6 protein-coding genes are annotated in these 18,078 nt (G+C 75.1%); 1 reads left to right on the top strand and 5 read right to left on the bottom strand.

Annotation, left to right across the window (positions count from 1 at the left end; genetic code table 11):
* Positions 1-48: 48 nt before the first annotated feature.
* The 5 genes from ACFVHV_RS28365 to ACFVHV_RS28345 all read right to left on the bottom strand — a co-directional run bounded on the left by ACFVHV_RS28365 (position 49) and on the right by ACFVHV_RS28345 (position 16,516).
* Positions 49-921, bottom strand: coding sequence for a TauD/TfdA dioxygenase family protein (locus ACFVHV_RS28365; protein ID WP_380354597.1), 873 nt, complete (start codon positions 919-921; stop codon positions 49-51).
* Between the two features lie 33 nt (positions 922-954).
* Positions 955-1,650, bottom strand: a complete 696-nt coding sequence (locus tag ACFVHV_RS28360) for a hypothetical protein (RefSeq protein ID WP_359906827.1) — start codon at positions 1,648-1,650, stop codon at positions 955-957.
* Complete coding sequence (locus ACFVHV_RS28355; protein WP_380354594.1) at positions 1,613-2,662, bottom strand: GSCFA domain-containing protein; 1,050 nt, start codon at positions 2,660-2,662, stop codon at positions 1,613-1,615. The genes ACFVHV_RS28360 and ACFVHV_RS28355 overlap by 38 nt, the downstream gene beginning before the upstream one ends.
* Positions 2,663-2,810: 148 nt before the next feature.
* The gene (locus tag ACFVHV_RS28350; RefSeq protein ID WP_380354591.1) at positions 2,811-12,335 is read right to left on the bottom strand and encodes an amino acid adenylation domain-containing protein; all 9,525 of its coding nucleotides are present in this window, start codon (positions 12,333-12,335) and stop codon (positions 2,811-2,813) included.
* Entirely contained in the window at positions 12,335-16,516 is a 4,182-nt protein-coding gene (locus ACFVHV_RS28345) for an amino acid adenylation domain-containing protein (protein WP_380354588.1), read from the bottom strand. The genes ACFVHV_RS28350 and ACFVHV_RS28345 overlap by 1 nt, the downstream gene beginning before the upstream one ends.
* Before the next feature lie 407 nt (positions 16,517-16,923).
* Between ACFVHV_RS28345 and ACFVHV_RS28340 the strand changes: the two genes are divergently transcribed.
* Positions 16,924-18,045: a hypothetical protein gene (locus tag ACFVHV_RS28340; RefSeq protein WP_380354586.1), complete on the top strand. Its 1,122-nt coding sequence runs from the start codon at positions 16,924-16,926 to the stop codon at positions 18,043-18,045.
* The last annotated feature ends 33 nt before the right edge of the window (positions 18,046-18,078 follow it).

The raw sequence follows: 18,078 nt of genomic DNA, 5'->3' as shown, positions 1-18,078 counted from the left end.
TAGGCACCCGGGTCCGGGCCCCGGGCTCAGGCCCGGGCGCGGACCGGATCAGCCCTTGAGCGGCCCGCCGTTGATCGCGACCCGGCGACCGTAGCGGGTGTGCGGGTGGTAGTCGTACGTGGCGTGGTGCTGGACGCAGCGGTTGTCCCAGAACACCAGCGTGTTGGGGGTCCAGCGGATGCGGCAGCTCAGCAGGGGCCGCTGGGCGGGCAGCGCGCAGAGCAGGTCGAGCAGGGCCCGGCTCTCGTCGGGCGACAGCTGGGGGATGCGCGCGGTGTAGGCCTTGTTGACGTAGAGGATCCTGCGGTCGGTCTCGGGGTGCCGCACCACCAGGGGGTGTTCGCTCTTGGGGATCACGTACCCCTCGGGCGGGGTGTAGCCCTGGAAGGCGACGAGGCCGTCGTGGATCGCGGTCAGGCCGTCGAGCAGCTCGCGCATCGTCGGGGACAGCATCTCGTACGCCAGGTGCATGTTGGCGAACAGGGTGTCGCCGCCGCTGCCCGGTTCCGGTACGCGGGTGATGTGGAGCATCGACCCGAGCGAGGGTTCGGCGTCGGCGGTGCCGTCGGCGTGCCAGCCGTTGCCGGCGACGTTGTCCGCCTCGGCACCGGTGCTGATCTCCAGGACGTACGGATCCGCGTCGACCGGGGGCGGGTTGACCGGGCGCAGTTCGCCGAAGTGCCCGGCGAAGCGCTTGTGGTCCTCGTCCGTCAGCTCCTGGCCGCGGAACACGAGGACGTGGTGGTCGAGGAACGCCTGCTTCAGCTCGGCCAGTTGATCGTCCGACAGCTCCTTCGAGAGGTCGACGCCGGAGACCTCGGCGCCGATCACCGGAGTGACCGGGTCGACCGTGACGGTCCGGTACTCCTTGGCGGGCCTGGTGGTGACGGCCCTGACCGCGTCCAGCTCGTACTGCTCCATGACCTGCTCCTGTGGTGGGGGGATTCGGTGTCGTCACAGCCCGCGTGCCAGCAGGTCCGCGAGGACCAGCCGGCCGAAGGCCAGGTTGCCGTGGATGGAGTCGTCGGCCTCGCACAGCTCGGGGCGCTGGAAGCCGTCCGGTCCGGTGGTGCGGGCCCTGAGGTCGACGAGCTCGACGCCGAGGGCGTCGAGCGCGCTTCGGACCGTTTCCTGCGCGGCCGTGAACACCACCGGGTCGGACTGCTCCGGTACGCGCTGCGGCGGCAGCACGGCCAGCACCCGCAGGCCGAGGCCGAGCGCGTGGCGGTAGAAGGCCAGCGCGTCGCGGACGGTGGCGCGGACGACGGCGTCGAACAGCGGCCCGGAGAGGAAGCCCGGGGCGAACCCGCCGTCGCGGCCACGGTGGAGGTGCCAGTTCTCCCGGGTGGCGACGAAGTGCGCGCTGAGGCCGAAGGTGGACACCAGGGGGACCGTGAGGCCCCCGAGGCCGTCCGCGTCCATGCCGGCCAGGAAGCCGCGGTAGTGGGCGTCGGCCTCCGCCTTGTGGAACACCACGTCGTGCTCGCGCGGCGCGAAGAAGTCGTCGGTGAACTCGCGCCCGGCACCGATCGGGCCGCCCTGGAAGGGGATCCGGGCGGCCTTCGCGGCTCGTCCGATCGGGCCGGCGTGCGAGTCGCCGAGCAGCAGGAACCTAGCGGGGGCGGTAGTAGTCGAGGACGGCGTCGTCACAGGTGTCCACCCCCTTGGGTCCCGCGGCCGGCGTACCGGTTCGGACCGGTCGCGGCTCCGCCGAGGGCCGCGACAGCCCGGCCATGAAGTGGCGCATCACGAAGTCGACGCCCTCGGAGGTCACTTCACGCAGGTTCGGCGCGTAGAACCTGCTCCGGAACGGGAGACCGGTGATGAGTTCGTACGACGGGAAGTAGTCGACGTCGTCGAGGTCCTCGGTCAGCTGCCCGGCCACCGTCCGCAGCAGCGACTTGGAGTACGTGTTGGCGGTGAGAGCGTGGCCGCCGGTCGCGGTCGCGGTCAGCGGAACCGGTGAGACGGTCAGCAGGACCCGCAGCCGCGGATTGGCCTCGCGGGCCAGTGCCACGGCGTCCGTCAGGTCGCGGCGGACCTCGTCGAAGGTGAACCGGTGGAGGACGTGGCGGTCCGGGTCGAAGGTGCCGCGCACGGTGCCGGGGCAGGACGGCAGGACGGTGCCGTCGGCGCGGTCCCGCCACGCCTCGGTCAGGCCCAGGGTGAAGACCAGGCAGCCGGCTTCCGTGACGGCCTCGCGGATGGCGGCGAGGGTCGTCCCCCGGGCCGCCAGCATCTTCTCGGCCGAGGCGTGGCCGCCGGGTTCGACGGACGGACGGCAGGGGTCGTGGTACCTGCCCTCGTCCAGCCACGCCCCGGTGGGCGGGGTCGTGCGGCCGAAGGCCCAGGAGAGCCACTGCCGTAGCACGGCGGCGGTGTAGATGTTCCCGGTGCGGAACGAGAACACCCCGTAGTGGCGGGCCCTGCGCTCCTGCTCGGTCAGCCCCGGCGGGGCCGGCTCCGCGTCGTACCAGTTCATGCCCCGCTCCAGCAGGGCGCGGCCGATGTGCGCGGCGAAGCAGGACCCCGCGGTGAGGATCGGCTCGTCCTGCCCGATCGCGAACGCGGGCGTCCAGAGGTCGTCGATGGCGAGCGGGTCCGGCTCGGCCACGGCGGAGCGCCAGAACGAGCGCGCCGGTAGTGCCTGGTAGGGGTTCACGGGGGATGGTCTCCGATGGTCGGACGGCGGCGGTCGAAGGGGGCGCGGGTGCGGGACGGCTGAGGGGCTGGGGCGGACCGGGCCTGCGGCCCCGCCGGCGGTCCGGGCCCGATGCCGCCCGGACCGCCGGTGCGGGGAGCGCGCCGGATCACGCCCGGGGGCGGTCGACGCGGTCCCCGGGCGGGTCGTCCGACGCCTCGGCGATCGCCGCCGCCACCGCGTGCACATGCGGCGGGCGGACGATGCCGTAGTGCGTCGTGTCGAGCCGGTGCCAGGTGCTGGGTTCCGGGAGGTACGGGCGCCACAGCTCCCGCTGCCGCTCCGGCGACCCCGCCCAGGGCAGCCCCTCCACCGGCCGCCCGGCCAGCCACAGCCGGCTGGGCGTGGCGCTCAGCATCGGCATCCGGTAGTCGGCCATGCTCCGCAGGTTGGCCCGGCAGCACCGGACCAGACGTTCGGCGTAGCCGTGGGCCTCGGCACCGGCCGGCACCGACCCGCCCTGGCCGAGCTCGTGCGCGAACACCGCCTGGAGCTGCGCGTCGTCGTACTCCTGGAAGAGCCCGCCGGAACCGGGCGGCGGCGGGTCGATCAGGTGGACGCCGTGGACCGGCCGGCCGATCGCCTCCGCCTCCGCGGCCATCCCCATCACCGCCCAGGCGCCGAAGGACCAACCGGCCAGGTGCAGCCGCCGGGTGCCGTCCGCGAAGCGCGCCCGCAGGGCGGCGGCGTAGCGGCGGGCCCGCTCGGGCAGTGTCCAGTCCGCGGTCCCGGGCCGTTCCAGCGCGGGATCGGCGATCAGACAGACGGTCGGCCGGGGGCCCAGTGCCGACACCAGGGACCGGTAGGCCTGGATGTCGCCGCCGACCGGGTGCACCAGGCACAGCACGTCGGTTCCGGTGCCCTGCTGCCAGACCTCCGGAACCACGCCCTCCGTGGCGACGGCCCCGGCGGGTGTCGCCTCGGACAGCCGGGCGAGGATCTCGCTGAGGGAGACCCGGTGGCTGAGCCGTGACAGTTCCAGCTCTACATCGAAGTGACGTTTCACCAGGCCGATCAGGTCGAGCAGGGTGAGCGAGTCGGCGCCCAGGTCGTAGAGCGGGGCGTCGGGATCGATGCGGTCGAGATCCAGCCAGTCGCACAGCCGGTCGCGGAGCAGGAGGGCCGCGCTGCCGTCGGCCGTCTCGGCCCCCACGGTGCCTCCGGCGGACACCGGCGCGGTCCCCGTGAGCACCTGCGCGGCGCCAGCGGACGGCGCGGCGCCAGCAGACGGCCCGGTCTCGGTGGGCAGGGCGGGAGCGGGCGGCACGAGGGCCCCGGCGCCGGGCGCCGAGTAGAACGCGCGGGACGCGTGGAGGTCGGTGGTGGAGACCAGCACCTGCGGCAGCTGCAGTCCCATGGCCCGCGCGAACACCCGCTTGCCCTCGGCCACCGTCAGCCCGACCGACAGGTGCGCCCGGTGGCGTGCGTCGGCCCGCGGCGCGCGCAGCGCCATGCCGGCCTCGCTCCACACGTCCCAGTTCACGCCGAGCCGGACCGTGGTCCCGGCGTCACCGGACGACCAGTACTGGGCGAAGCCGTCGAGCAGGCTGTTGGCGGCCGCGTAGTCGAACTGGCCGACACCGCCGAGCTCCGCGGACATCGACGAGCAGTACACCGCCACCGACGGCCGGTAGCGCTCGATCACCTGCTCGACCAGCAGCGCGCCCTGCAGCTTGGCGGCGGACGCCCGCCCCATCGCCTCGGCGTCGCGCCGGGCGATCATGCCGCCGCTCGCCACCCCGACGGCGTGGATCACGCTGTCGAGACGGTCGGTGCGGCGGCCGATACGGGCCATCACCTCCTCGGGCGCCGACTCGGCGAGATCGGCTTCGACCAGCTCGACCCGGTCGGCCCAGGGCGTCAGCTCCTCCGGCAGCCGCGGACTCCTGGCCAGCAGCAGGACCCGGGCGCCGCCGTTCTCCAGCAGCCAGCCGGCGATGCTGCGGCCGATCCCGCCGGTGCCGCCCAGGACCAGGTGCACGCCTCCGACAGGCAGCCCGACGGGGCCCGGGCCGGCCGTGGACACCGGCAGCGTGACCTGTTCCCACCAGTGGCCCTGGCGCAGCGCCAGCCGGCCCGGAAGGGCGGCCGCGGCCGCCGGGGTCGCGGCCCCGGCCAGCAGTGCCGCCAGCGGTACGGCCCAGTGGGCGGGGTCCGCACCGGGGACGTCGACCCAGTGGCCCGCCCCGGCTCCCTCCTGGGGCGCCACCTCGGCGGCACCGGCCAGCAGGCCCGCCTCCGGCCGCTCCACCGGGCCGTCCACCGGCCTCGCCCGGTACGACAGCCACCACGGCCTCAGCCGCAGTGGCCCGGCCGCGTCGGCCACGGCCCGCAGCAGTGCGGCCGGCGTGTCCAGACAGGCCCAGCGGGCCCGGGCCAGGCTGTCCCGGCCGACCGGTCCGCCGATCCCCAGCGGCAGCGCGTGCACCCAGTCGATGCCGTCCTCGCCCGCACCCGAACCTGTGCCCGTACCCGTACCCGCCAGTGCGTCGAGAAGCCGGCCGAGCGAGGCGGGGTCGGCCGGGTCGACCTCGTAGGCGTCGTCGCCCAGCCGGGCGAACGCCCCGGCGGCACGGACCCGCACCACCCGGGCGTAGCCGGCCTCGAAGGCGCGGACCGCCTCCGGGGGCGCCGGTCCGTCCGTGAGCAGCACCAGCGGCCGGGAGGTGCGCGAGCCGATCGCCGAGCCCGCTCGGCGCAGCCGCGCCCAGTGCGGCTGGTGCAGCCAGGCGTCCTCCGGAAGGCGCCGCGGAACGTCGGCGGCGGCCGGGCCGGCCGGGACCGGGGCCGCCGTGGCGCGGGGGAAGTCGAACTCCGCCAGCTCGAAGGCCGGCGGCGGGAAGTCCCACGGTGCCTGGGCAGGGCCGGCGGGCCAGTCGATCCGCTCGCCGGACAGCCAGGCCGCGGCCGTCTCCTCGACGGTGAGGCCTTCGCTCGAAACCGGTGCCCCTGCGTGGGCCTCCCCCGCTGCCGCGTCCGTGATCCGGCCCGCGCCGCGCAGCCAGGCCACGGCGGCGGAGGCGTCGGGGCAGACCGCTGCCAGCCGTCGGCGGCGTGCGGGACGGCCCGCCTGGAGGTGGCGCAGCACCTGCGGATAGGCGGAGGGCCGGGCCTCCAGGTAGTCGGCGATCCGGGCGGCGTCGGCGCGCAGGCCCGCTTCGCTGCTGCTGGAGAGCAGCAGGCAGGGAGGCACGGGGGTGCCCGGCGCCGCGTCGCCCGTCGTCGGGCCCGATCCGCCCGTCGTCGGGCCCGCTGCGCCCGTCGTCCCGGGGGCCGGCCGGTCGGCCTCCAGGACCGCGTGGGCGTTGGTGCCGCCGATCCCGAAGCTGCTCACCGCCGCGATCCTGTCCCGGTCCGCGGGCCAGGGCCGGGCCTCGGTGGGGACGTAGAACGGCGTGGGGTCGGCGCCGAGCTGCGGATTGAGAGCGTGGAAGCCGACGTTGGGCGGGATCACGCCGTGGTGGACCGCGAGCGCGGCCCGTACCAGCCCGACCACGCCGGCCGCCGCGCCCAGGTGTCCTATCTGGCTCTTGACCGAGGTCAGCGCGCAGTGGCCGGACCGGTCCAGGTCGAAGGCCTGGCGCAGGGCGCCGACCTCGACCGGGTCGCCGAGCCGGGTGGCGGTGCCGTGGGCCTCGACATAGCCGAGGTCGGCGGCGCTGCGGCCGCTGCGGCGCAGGGCGGCGCGGATCACCTCGCGTTGCCCGGCGAGCGAGGGGGCGCTGTAACTCAGCTTGTCGGAGCCGTCGTTGTTCAACGCCGTGCCGGTGATCAGGGCGTAGACGGTGTCGCCGTCGCGTCGGGCCAGCCGGAGCGGCTTGAGCACCACCGTACCGACGCCGCTCGCGCCGATGGTGCCGCTCGCGTCGTCGCTGAAGGGTCGGCAGCGACCGTCCACGGAGAAGATGTGCTGCGGCCGGTGGCGGTATCCGCCGGTCAGGGTCGGGTCGACCAGGACTCCGCCCGCCAGCATCACCTCGGCGTCGCCCTGGCGCAGCATCCCGGCGGCGACGTGGACGGCCACCAGCGAACTGGCGCAGGCCGCCTGGGTGGTGAAGGCGGGCCCCGTCAGCCCCAGGTGGTAGGCCGCCTTGGTGGCGAGGAAGTCCTTGTCGTGGTGCAGGGCCAACTGAAAGCCGTCGGGCAGGCGTTCGGGGTCGGCCTCGCGGAGCATGGACTGGAAGTAGGTGCTCTCACCGGCTCCGGCGACCAGGCCGACGCGCGCACCCGACGGGTCGGCGATACCGGCGTGTGCCAGGGCCTCGACGCAGCTCATCAGCAGGTGCCGCTGCTGGGGGTCCATCAGCCGGGCCTCCTGCCGGCCGATGCCGAAGTGGTCCGGGTCGAAGTCCAGGGGGCCGTCCAACTGGCTGCGCGCCCCGACCAGGCCGTCGGCGGCGTCGAAGTGCTCGATGCCGGTGCCGCCCGTGGTGACCATCCGCCAGAACGCGGCGAGATCGGACGCGCCCGGAAGCCGTACCGCCATGCCGACGACCGCGATCGGCTCGTCCGGGGCGATCGGGCCCGCGGTGGTGGCCTCGGTGGCGGCGGTGGGGCCCGTGGTGGCGGCGCGTGGGGGTCCGCCGTCCGCGGCCGTTGCCGACCGGTCCAGGAAGTCGGCCAGCGCCCGTACGGTGACGTGTTCGAACAGGTCGGCGACGGTGAAGCGCAGGCCCGCTTCGGTGGTGCAGCGCAGCTGGAAGCGCATCAGGCCCAGGCTGGAGGCTCCGGCGTCGAAGAAGGTCTGCCCCGGGTCGATCGCCAGGCCGGTGACCGCCTCGAACGCCTCGGTCAGCAGGGCCTCGCGCGCCGACAGGCCGGCGGCGCGGGCCGTCGGGCGGCGCAGTTCCCGCCCGGCGGAGCGCAGCGCGCCCCGGCGGTCCAGCTTGCCGCTGGGGGTCCTGGGCAGCTCCCCCACCACCCGGAAGCGGGCGATCCGGACGTGGCCGGGCAGCATCGGCGCCAGGTGCGCGGTGAGGTCCTCGACCGTGGGCGCGTCCCCACGGCATTGCAGGCAGGCCACCAGTTCCTCGCCGTCGCGGACCACCACGGCGTTGACGACGTCCGGGTGCCGCAGCAGGGCCGCCTCGACCTGTCCCGGCTCCAGCCGGTGTCCGCTCAGCTTGATCTGGTCGTCGTCCCGGCCCAGGAAGTGCAGCCGGCCCTGCCGGTCGAAGCGGGCCCGGTCGCCGCTGCGGTAGCACAGGCCGACGCCGGGCAGCTCGACGAAGCGCGCCTCGTTGAGCGCCGGGTCTCCCAGGTAGCAGCGCGCCGCCATGGTGCCGCCGATCAGCAGGGTGCCGGCGCGGCCGGGGGGAACGGGCTCGTCGGCCTCGTCGACCACCGTGAGCACCGCGTTGGCCACCGGCCGGCCGATGGCGGGACGCTCCGGCCACAGGGCCGGATCGCCGTCCAGGCACAGGCTGCTCACCACGTGCGTCTCGGTCGGGCCGTAGTGGTTGAACAGCCGGGCGCCCGGCAGGCCCGCGAACCAGCGGCGGATCGCCTCGGTGCACACCAGTTGCTCGCCGGCGGTGACCACCTCCCGCAGCCGCGAGGGGTAGCGGCCCAGGTGGACGCCGTGCTCGGCGAGGAGCTGGAGTGCCACGTAGGGCATGAAGACGCGCTCCGCGCCGGCCGTCTCCAGCTGCTCCAGCAGCGCGGGGGCGTCCTGCCGCCAGCCGGGCCGGACCAGGTGCAGGCGGCCGCCGGCGCACAGCGTTCCGAAGACCTCCTGGAAGGACACGTCGAAGGAGAGCATGGAGAACTGCTGGGTGGCCGCCGGGGCCGCCAGTCCTCCCGACTCCGCCTGCCACTGCAGCAGGTTGCACAGGGTGCGGTCGGACACCTGAACGCCCTTGGGGACACCGGTGGAGCCCGAGGTGAACAGGGTGTAGAGCGGTCGGGCCCCGCGGTGCGCCGGGGCGGTGGCCGCGGCTGGTACGGCTGGTACGGCGGGCGCGGCGGGCGCGGCGGGTGACAGCACCACCGGGTGGCGCGCGACGCGGCCCGGGTCGACCGCGTCGAACTCCGGGTCACCGCCCGGGGGCAGCAGCACGCACAGCGGCTCCACCTGGTCCAGCACCTGGCGGCGCAGGACCGGTGGATAGGACGGGTCGAGCGGCACGATGGTCACGTTGAGCCTGGCCAGCGCCAGCAGCGCCACCACGTGCTCGACCGACGGCCCCAGGTGCAGCGCGACGCAGCACGGACGGTCGTCCCCGTCCGGCAGCGGGTGGGCGGCCCGCAGTTCGGCGGCGAGCGCCGCCGCGTGGGCGTCGAGTTCGGCGTAGCTCACCGGTCGGCCGTCGGACATCAGGGCCGGTGCGTCGGGTGTGCGGGCGACCTGCCGGGCGAAGCCCTCGGCCACCGTCGTCCAGGCCGGCACCGTCGGGGCGCCGCGACCGGGTTGCGGCAGTGCGCGGCGGTAGGGTGCCGCGAGCTCGGCCGGGGTCGCCGTCCCGCCTTCGGCGAGCAGGTCCAGACCCCGCCGGAACAGGCCCGCCATCGCCGCCGCCTCGGCGGCGTCGAAGCGGTCGTCTGCGTACTCCCACAGGCAGTCGAGACCGCCCTCGCGCTCGACCACGGACAGCGTCATCGGGCACTTGGCCTCGGCCGGGGCCCACCACAGCGGGCGGGCGGCGCAGCCGGGCAGGGCCAGCGCGCCGAAGTCGGTGTTCTCCAGGACGAACAGGTAGTCGAACGGGGAGTCGCCCCGGGCCGGCTCCCGGTCGGCCAGGACGTCGGCCAGCGCCACGTCCTGGCGGTCCAGCACCCGGCGGGCTTCGGCGCCCTGGCGCAGCAGCTGGCGGCGCAGCTCCTCGCGGGGCGCGACGGCCTGCGGCAGCAGCACGGTGTTGGCGAACATGCCGACGCTGCCCTCGAACTCCTGGACCGGCCGGTTGGCCACCGGTGCGGCGATCCGCGGCCTGGCCGAGCCGGTCACCCCGTACAGGCTCCAGGCGAAGACGCCGAGCAGCAACTCGAAGCGGGTCATGCCCAGTTCGGCGCAGATCCGGTCCACGGCGGCGCGCCGCACGACGTCCAGCGAGGTGTGCAGCAGGCCGGCCCGGGAGAAGGGCGGGGCTCCGGCCGGGTCACCGGGCTCGTGGTCCACCGCCTCCTCCGACCGGGCGTAGTGGGCCCGCAGTTCGGCGCGCTGGGCCTGGTAGGCGGGGCCGGCGAACCAGTCGGCCTGCCAGGCGGCGTAGTCCAGCGGGGTGGGCACCGGGGCGGTGTCCGTCCGCCGCGAGGCCTCGGCGGCGCCGTCGAGGGCGTGCCGGTAGCCGGACGACAGGTCGTTCAGCAGGACGTTGAGCGACCAGCCGTCGACCGCGATGTGGTGCAGGTGGAGCAGCAGCACCCCTCCCCCGTCCTGCGGCAGCCAGCGGGCGCGCAGCATCCGGGGGCGGGCCAGGTCGAACGGCACCGCGAAGAAACGTTCCGCCGTGGCGCGCGCATCGTCCTCGCCGCCGATGCCGACCACCCCCGGGTCGGATTCGGCCCGCAGGCCGGGTTCGGTCCCCGCGCCGGGTTCGGTCCACGGGTCGGGTTCGGTCCACGGGTCGTACGGGTCCCCGACCAGCTGGCGCAGGCCCTCGGGCGCGGCCTCGAAGGCGGTGCGCAGGGCCGCGTGGAGCCGCACCAGTTCCCGCAGCGAACCGCGCAACGCGTCGGTGTCGACCGGGCCGTCCAGGCGGAAGGCCAGTTCCACCGCGTAGGCCCGGGAGCGCGGCGCCCGCTGCTGCAGCAGCCACAGGCGCTGCTGCTCGCTGGTGGCGGACGCCGAGCGTGCCCGGGTCGGCGCGGGCGGCACCGGGTACGGCGAGTCGGCGGCTCCGGCCTCCGCCACCGCCCGGGCGATCCCCGCCACGTCCCCGGTCAGCACGCGGGCCTGGGGCAGTTCGCAGCCCCAGCGCCGGCGCACCTCGAAGCGCAGCCGCAGCGCCTTGAGCGAGTCGCCGCCGGAGGCGATCCAGCGGTCGCCCAGCCGCAGGTCCGGCACCCCGAGCACCTCGGCCGCCAGGGCCAGCACCTCACGCTGCCGCGCGGTGACGGCCGCGGCGCCCGGACGGTCGCCCTCCGGGCCGCGCCAGGGCCGGTCGCCGCGGCGCAGCAGGGCGGCCCGGTCGACCTTGCCGTTGGCGTTCAGCGGGAGCGCGTCCACGAGGTGGATGTGATGGGGCCTCATGTAGCCCGGCAGTCCGGCCGCCAGATGGCGGTCGAACTCCTCGAACGGGACATCCTCCCCCAGCACGACGTACGCCAGCAGCTCGTTCGGTCCGTCCTCCCCGCGCCTGCGGGTGCACACGTACGCCTGCCGCACCGCCGGATGCGTGACGATCTGCCGCTCCAGCTCGCCGGGCTCGATCCGGAAGCCGCGGACCTTCACCTGGCGGTCGGCGCGTCCGACGTACTCGATCAGGCCGTCGGCGCCGGCCCGCACCAGGTCGCCGGTGCGGTAGTGCGTCGTGCGGCCGTCGTCGTACCAGGGCAGCCGGACGAACCGGCGCTCCGTCTCCTCGGGCAGCTCGCGGTAGCCGGCCGCGAGACCGGCGCCGGACAGATGGAGTTCGGCCACCTCCCCGGGCGCCGCGACCCGGTCGCCGTCCGGGGCCACCAGCACGGCCCCGGTCCCCGGCAGCACCCGTCCGATCGGCACCAGGTCCCCGTCGAAGTCCCGCGGGATCGGGTGGCACAGCGCGAAGGTGGTGGCCTCGGTGGGGCCGTAGACGTTGTGCAGCCGGGTGGGGGCCGCCGCGTTGTGCCGGTACCAGCGGCGGATCAGCCGGGCGTTGAGCTGCTCCCCGCCGACCAGCAGCTGTCCGACCCCGGCGAAGCAGGACGGCTCCGTGTCCACCACCGCGTTGAACAGGGCCACCGTGACGAAGGCCGTGTCGATGCGCTCCCGCAGCAGGGCGGCGGCCAGCCGGTGCGGAGTCTGGACGGCCTCGTCACCGAGGACGACGCAGCAGCCGCCGGTCAGCAGCGGCACCCAGACCTCGAAGCTCAAGGCGTCGAACGCCGGATTGGACAGGCAGGAGTAGCGGGCTCCCCGCTCGATGCGGATGTACCCCGGGCTCGCCAGCCGCAGGATGCCGGCGTCCCGCACCTCGACGCCCTTCGGGCGGCCGGTCGTGCCCGAGGTGTAGAAGAGGAAGGAGACCGGCGCCCCGGTGAAGACCGCCTCCAGGTCGCCCGGTCCGGCCGCGAGCAGCGCCGCCGCCTCCAGCGGGCGCACCCGGACCGGCAGGTCGTCGGGTGCCGTGCCGCCGTGGACCACGGCCACGCTGGACGAGTCCGTCAGGATGTGGCGTCGGCGTTCCGCCGGGCTCTGCGCGTCCAGCGGGACGACCAGGGCGCCGAGCCGCAGGACGCCCAGCATGACGCAGACCAGCTGCCAGGAGCGCGGCAGGCAGACCGCCACCGCCTCACCGGGGCGGACGCCGGCACGGCGCAGCCCGCGGGCCACCGCCGCGGCGGCGGCCTCCAGGCCCGCGTAGTCCAGCCGGACGTCGCCGTCGACCAGCGCGACGGCCCGGGGGGTGCGCAGGGCCTGCTCGTGCACCGCCAGGGCGAGGCCGGTGGCCGTGGGCGTGCCGGGCGCTGCGCCCGCGGCGCTCTCGGCGGGCATCAGGCCTCCCCGGCGGACGCGACGGACGCGACGGACGCGACGGACGGCTGTCCGGGTACGGGCTCGGCCGGGGCGGGCGGGAGCACCGGATGGCGGTCCAGCTCGGCCGCGATCAGCTCGGCGATCCGGGGCACCGCCGCGCTCTCCAGCAGGTCCCAGTGGCCGCCGGCGACCGGCTCGACCAGCAGGCCGCCGCCGGCGCGCCGCTGCCAGAACGCGCGTACGGCACGCGCCGCTTGCTCCTCCTGTTCCCGGTTCGCGTTCCCGGCGGCCACTGCGTCCCCGGCGGCCTCGACCAGCACCAGCCGGGCCGGCGAGGGCGGCGTCCGGTAGTCGCGGGCGGTCATCCGGTTGTGGTTGTAGATGCGGAAGTACCGGTCGATCTGCTCGTCCTCGATCCCCGGGTACATCCCGTTGAACCTGATGAGCTTGTCGCGGAACTCGGCCATCGGCACGGGTTCGATCGAGGCGAGCTGCTCCGTGTCCTCGGTTCCGTGGGTGTCGAGCAGCACCACGCTGAACCGGGTGTGCCCGGCCCGGGCCAGTCGGCGCCCCATCTCGTGGGCGACCAGGCCGCCGTAGGAGAGACCGCACAGCACCAGCGCCTCGTCCGGACGGGGGTCGACCAGCGCCAGGTACTGCTCCGCCATGGCCTCGACCGTGGGCAGCGGCGTCTCCCCGGGGTTGATCCCGGGCGACTGCACCCCGAGGACGCCGACCCGGTCGGGCAGCGCCGCGGCCAGCGGCAGGTAGCAGAAGGCGGTACCGCCGGCCGGGTGGACGCAGACCACCCGCTGCTGTCCGTCCCCCCGGCGGAACTCGACCAGGTTGCCGTCCGGTGCGCCCGACGCCCCCGCCCGGAGCCGTTCGGCCAGGGCCTCGATGGTCGGGTTCTGCACGAGGTCGCGGATCGGCAGGGTCTCGCCGAACTCCTCACGGACGGCCAGGGCCACCTTGATGGCCGATATCGAAGTGCCACCCAGATCGAAGAAGTTGTCGGATATCCCGATGCCGGGGTGGAGCAGCACCCGCCGCCAGATGGTGTGCAGCGCCATCTCCACGTGGTCCCGCGGGCTCGCCGTGTTCACCCGGGCACGGGTCGCGGAGCGGGCCGCGTCCAGCAGCGCGGCGCGGTCCGGCTTGCCGCTGCGGTTGAGCGGCAGCCGCGGCAGTTCCACGAAGAGCGCGGGAATCATGTAGTCCGGCAGCCGCCGCGCCAGGGCGGCACGCCACTCGTGCGGTCGGCGCGGCTCCGCGTCGCCCCGGCCCAGGCCCGCCACCAGGCGCAGCTCGCCCGCGGCGTCGCGGTCGGCCAGCACCGCCGCCTCCCGCACGCCGGGGAGGGCCAGCAGCGCGGCCTCGACCTCCCCCGGCTCGATCCGGAAGCCGCGCAGTTTGACCTGGTCGTCGCCGCGGCCGAGGTACTGGGCGTTGCCGTCCGGAAGCCAGCGGGCGAGGTCCCCGGTGCGGTACAGGCGTTCACCGGGCGCGAAGGGGTCGTCGACGAAGCGCTCGGCGGTCAGGTCCGGACGGTGCAGGTAGCCCCGGGCCAGGCTCGCCCCGCCGAGGAAGACCTCGCCGGTCACCCCGGTCGGCACCGGCCGGAGCCGCCGGTCGAGCAGGTAGAGGCGGGTGTTGTCGAGGGGGCGGCCGATCGGGCACGGCCGGTCCAGCGGCCGCGGGTCGGTGTAGGCGGTGCTGTACAGCGTCGCCTCGGTGGGCCCGTAGCCGTAGCAGATACGCAGGCCGGGCAGCGCCTGCTGGATGCGGTGCAGCGCCTTCTCGGGGAGGGACTCCACCCCGGTCAGCAGCTGACGGAGCACCAGCCCGTCCAGGCGCGCCTCGGCGTCCTCGTCGATCCACGTGACGTAGGAGGGCGGCAGGAAGGCCTGCACGACGCGGTGCTCGCGCATCCAGCCCAGCAGTTCCTCCGGGTCGCCGCGCAGCTCGTCGGGGACCAGGTGCAGCACGGCGCCGGTGGTGAGCGGCATCAGCAACTCGTGCACCGAGGCGTCGAATCCGATGCTCGACCAGGCGGAGGCCGCCTCGCCGGGGGTGGCCCCGAAGCGCGCCAGCCAGGTGTCGAAGAGGTTGAGGACGCTGCCGTGGGTCACCGCCACGCCCTTGGGGCGGCCGGTGGAGCCGGAGGTGTGGATGACATAGGCGAGCTGCGACGGCCCGACGGTGATCCCCGGTGCGTCGTCGCGCTCCGCCTCGGCCTCGACCGCCCGCACCGGCTGCCAGTCCCCGGGCGGCACGTCGGCGTCGCTGAGCACCAGGGCCGGCGCCGCGTCCTCGACCATCGCGGCCAGCCGCTCGACCGGCTGCCCCGGGTCCAGCGGCAGGTAGGCGGCGCCCGCCTTGAGGATGCCGAGGACGCCCACCACCAGCTCGGTCGAGCGCCCGGAGTGCAGGCCGACGACCTGGTCCGGGCCGACGCCGCGGGCGATCAGCGCGTGCGCCAGCCGGTTGGCGCGGCGGTCGAGCGCGGCGTAGTCGAGCCGCTCCCCGTCCCGGACCAGGGCCGGAGCGGTGGGGCGGGTTCGGACCTGGGCCTGGAAGCGCTCGACCAACCCGGCCGGGGCGGCAGCGGCGGGCGTCGCCGACCCGTCGGCGCGGTCGCCCTGATCGTCCCGGTCGTCCCGGCCGTCCCGGCCGTCCTGGTCGTCCTGGTCGTCCTGGTCGTCCTGGTCGTTCTGGCTGGTGCCGTCGTCCCGGTGGGCCCGGTCGGCGCCGCTCCACTCCGACAGCACCCGGCGGCGCTCCTCCTCGTCCATCAGTTCCAGCTCGTCCACGCCCAGGTCGGGCCGGTCGACCAGCTGGGCCAGCACCCGGAGCAGATAGCCCGCGTAGCGCTCGGCCGTCGGGTGGTCGAACAGCGCGACGGCGTAGTCCAGATGGCCGGCCACCCGGCCGTCGTCCTCCTCCGCCAGCGACAGGGCCAGGTCGAACTTGGCCCCGGCGTACGGGATGCCGAGCGGCTCGACCTCGATCCCGGGCAGGTCCAGCAGGCCCTTCCGGGAGGGCTGCCAGGCGACCATGGTCTGGAACAGCGGGGTGTGGGCGGTGCTGCGCGGCGGGTTGATCAGCTCCACCACCTGCTCGAACGGCAGGTCCTGGTGCTTCAGGGCGGCCCGCAGCGCGCCGCGCACCTGCTTCAGCACGGCCGACCCGGTCGGCGAGTCCGCCAGGTCGACCCGCACGGCCAGGGAGTTGACGAAGAATCCGATCAGGTCGGAGAAGGTGCCGCGGCGGCGGTTGGCCGTCGGGACGCCGACGACGATGTCGCTCTGCCCGGTCAGCCGCGACAGCACCACGGACCAGCCGGCCAGCACGGCCGTGAACAGGGTCCCGCCCTGCCGGCGCGCGAGCGACGTGAGGGCGGTGCCGAGTTCCCGGTCGATGGAGAGCGGCACCCGGCCGCCGCGGTGGTCCTGCTCCGGCGGTCGGGGGCGGTCGGTGGGCAGTTCGAGCAGGGCCGGGGCGCCGGCGAGGGCTTCCCTCCAGTGGGCGGCCTGCACCGCCGGTTCGTCCCCGCACGCCCACTCCCGCTGCCAACGGGTGTAGTCGGCGTACTGCAGGGGCAGCGGCGGCAGCGGGGAGTGCGCGCCGTCACGGAACGCCGTGTACAGCGTTCCGAGTTCACGCAGCATCACGGTCATGGACCAGCCGTCGAAGACCGCGTGGTGCAGGGTCAGCAGCAGCACGTGGTGCCGCTCGGCCAGGACGACCAGACGGCCGCGCGCCAGCGGGCCGCGGCTCAGGTCGAAGGGCGTGTCGGACTCCGCGCGCTGCAGGGCGGTGACGCGCGCCCCGGCGTCCGGGAGCCCGGTCAGGTCGTCCACCGCGAGGGTGTAGCCGGAGTCGGACGGACCGATCAGCTGGTGGAGGCCGTCTCCGCCGGCGACCAGCCGGGTGCGCAGGACCTCGTGCCGGGAGACCAGTTCGTCGAGCGCACGGGCGAGCACCGCCCGGTCGAGGGTTCCGCGCAGGGTGAAGGCCAGGGTCTCGTTGTACGCGGCGTCGGCGCCGTCCAGCTGGGACAGCGCCCAGAGCCGCTGCTGTCCCGGCGCGGGCTCCGGGAGCCGGACCCCGGCCGCCGCCGGGGTGGCGGCCCCGAGCGCGGGACGCGGGTCCGCCTGGTCGGTGGTGGTGCCGTGGGGCTCGTACGTCTCCGACAAGGCCAGACCTTTCCTGGGGGAGGGTCGTTGCAGGGATCGACGGCGCGGTGGCGGCGCTGGGGGGAGCGGCCGGTGACCCCGGTGGTACGGATCGGATCGCCCGGACCGAGGCCCCCGATCGGATCGCACGGATCGCTTCGAACGCGCGCGGAACCCCGGGGTGACGGACGGTCGGCATCCGTTGGAGCTCGGGCGGTCCAGGGCGGCACACAAGGGTGCCCGTGAAGCCGGCGATGACGACGTGCAGTGGATCAACGCCTCTGAATGCATAGTTAAGATGACTAATTCGGCCGGGGCAAGAGCCTGGATCTTCTTCCGCCGTCCGTCCGCGCGCCCGCCGTCACCGGAGCACGGCGCCCGTCCGTCCCGTTGCCCGCACGAGCCGCGATCAAGGATGATGCTCCGCCGTGACGTACCTCATCCTCGGCGTGCTGGGCATGCTCGCCCTCGCCGCCGTCCTCAGGTTCCGCAGGAACAAGGCCGGGAACTGGGCCCGGACCGAGTTCGACGCGCCCACGTACGGCATGGCCCCCCGCGACCGGCTCGACCCGGGCCGCGCCGGGCCGCCGCCGCCCCCGCACCTCCGCCAGGAGTCCCTGGCGATCGCCGAGGCGGCCTGGGCCGGGGACTGGAGGCCCGCCGCCGCGTACGTCGAGGCCGCCGGGCAGGACTGGGACGAGCGCTGGTACCGGCTCGACCTGCTGGACTCCATCGCCGACCGGAACGACAGCTGGCTGAAGACCTGGCGCGCGGCCGAGCCGGGCAACTGCGACGCGGCCACCCTGGAGGCCGGCCGGATGGTGCAGGCGGCCTGGACGGTCCGCGGCTCCCGGGACACCCACGAGGTGCCCGAGGAGGCCATGCTGACCTTCCGGGCCATGCTGCCCGCCGCCGTCGAGGCCGCGAAGCGGGCCGCCCTCCTGGCCCCCGCCGACCCGGGCCCCTGGGTCGTCATGGTGACCGCCGCCCGCGGCGCGCAGTACACGCCCAAGCAGTTCGAGGAGCTGTGGCGCGGCCTGGTCGAGCGGGCGCCGTTCCACTACGAGGGCCACTGGCAGGCCATGCAGTACTGGTGCGCCAAGTGGTCCGGCTCGGACAAGAAGATGCTGGCCTTCGCCAAGCGGGCGCTCAGAAAGGCCCCGGCCGGCAGCCCGCTGCCCGGCCTCTACCTGCAGGCGCTGTACGAGCTGGAGCTGCGCGGCGCCCTCGGCACCACGCTGAGCGGCGAGCTGGGCAGGGACCCGGTGCGCAAGGTCGCGGCCGCGCTGGCCCGGGTCCGCCCGGACCACGAGCGGCTGCCGCACCTGCGGCACCTGCTCGCCCACTACGCGGGCATCGCCGGGCTCCACCGCATCGCCCTGGAGCAGTTCCGGGCGATCGGGCCGTGGTGCGGCAGCCCGCCGTGGACCCGCACGGAGGACCCGGCGCTCGCCTTCGACCTCGCCCGCGGCGCCGCCGTACGGCTGTCGGGCGCGAAGCCGACGCCGGCCCTGCTGCGGCCGAAGGCCGGGCCGCGGGACAGCGCATAGGGATCCGGGAGGACATGGCGGTCGAGCCACGAC

The organism is Kitasatospora sp. NPDC127116 (genome assembly GCF_042677365.1).
GTDB classification, from domain to species: domain Bacteria; phylum Actinomycetota; class Actinomycetes; order Streptomycetales; family Streptomycetaceae; genus Kitasatospora; species Kitasatospora lactacystinica.
Note: the sequence above shows the minus strand (reverse complement) of the source record. Positions and strands in the feature narration are given on the sequence as shown.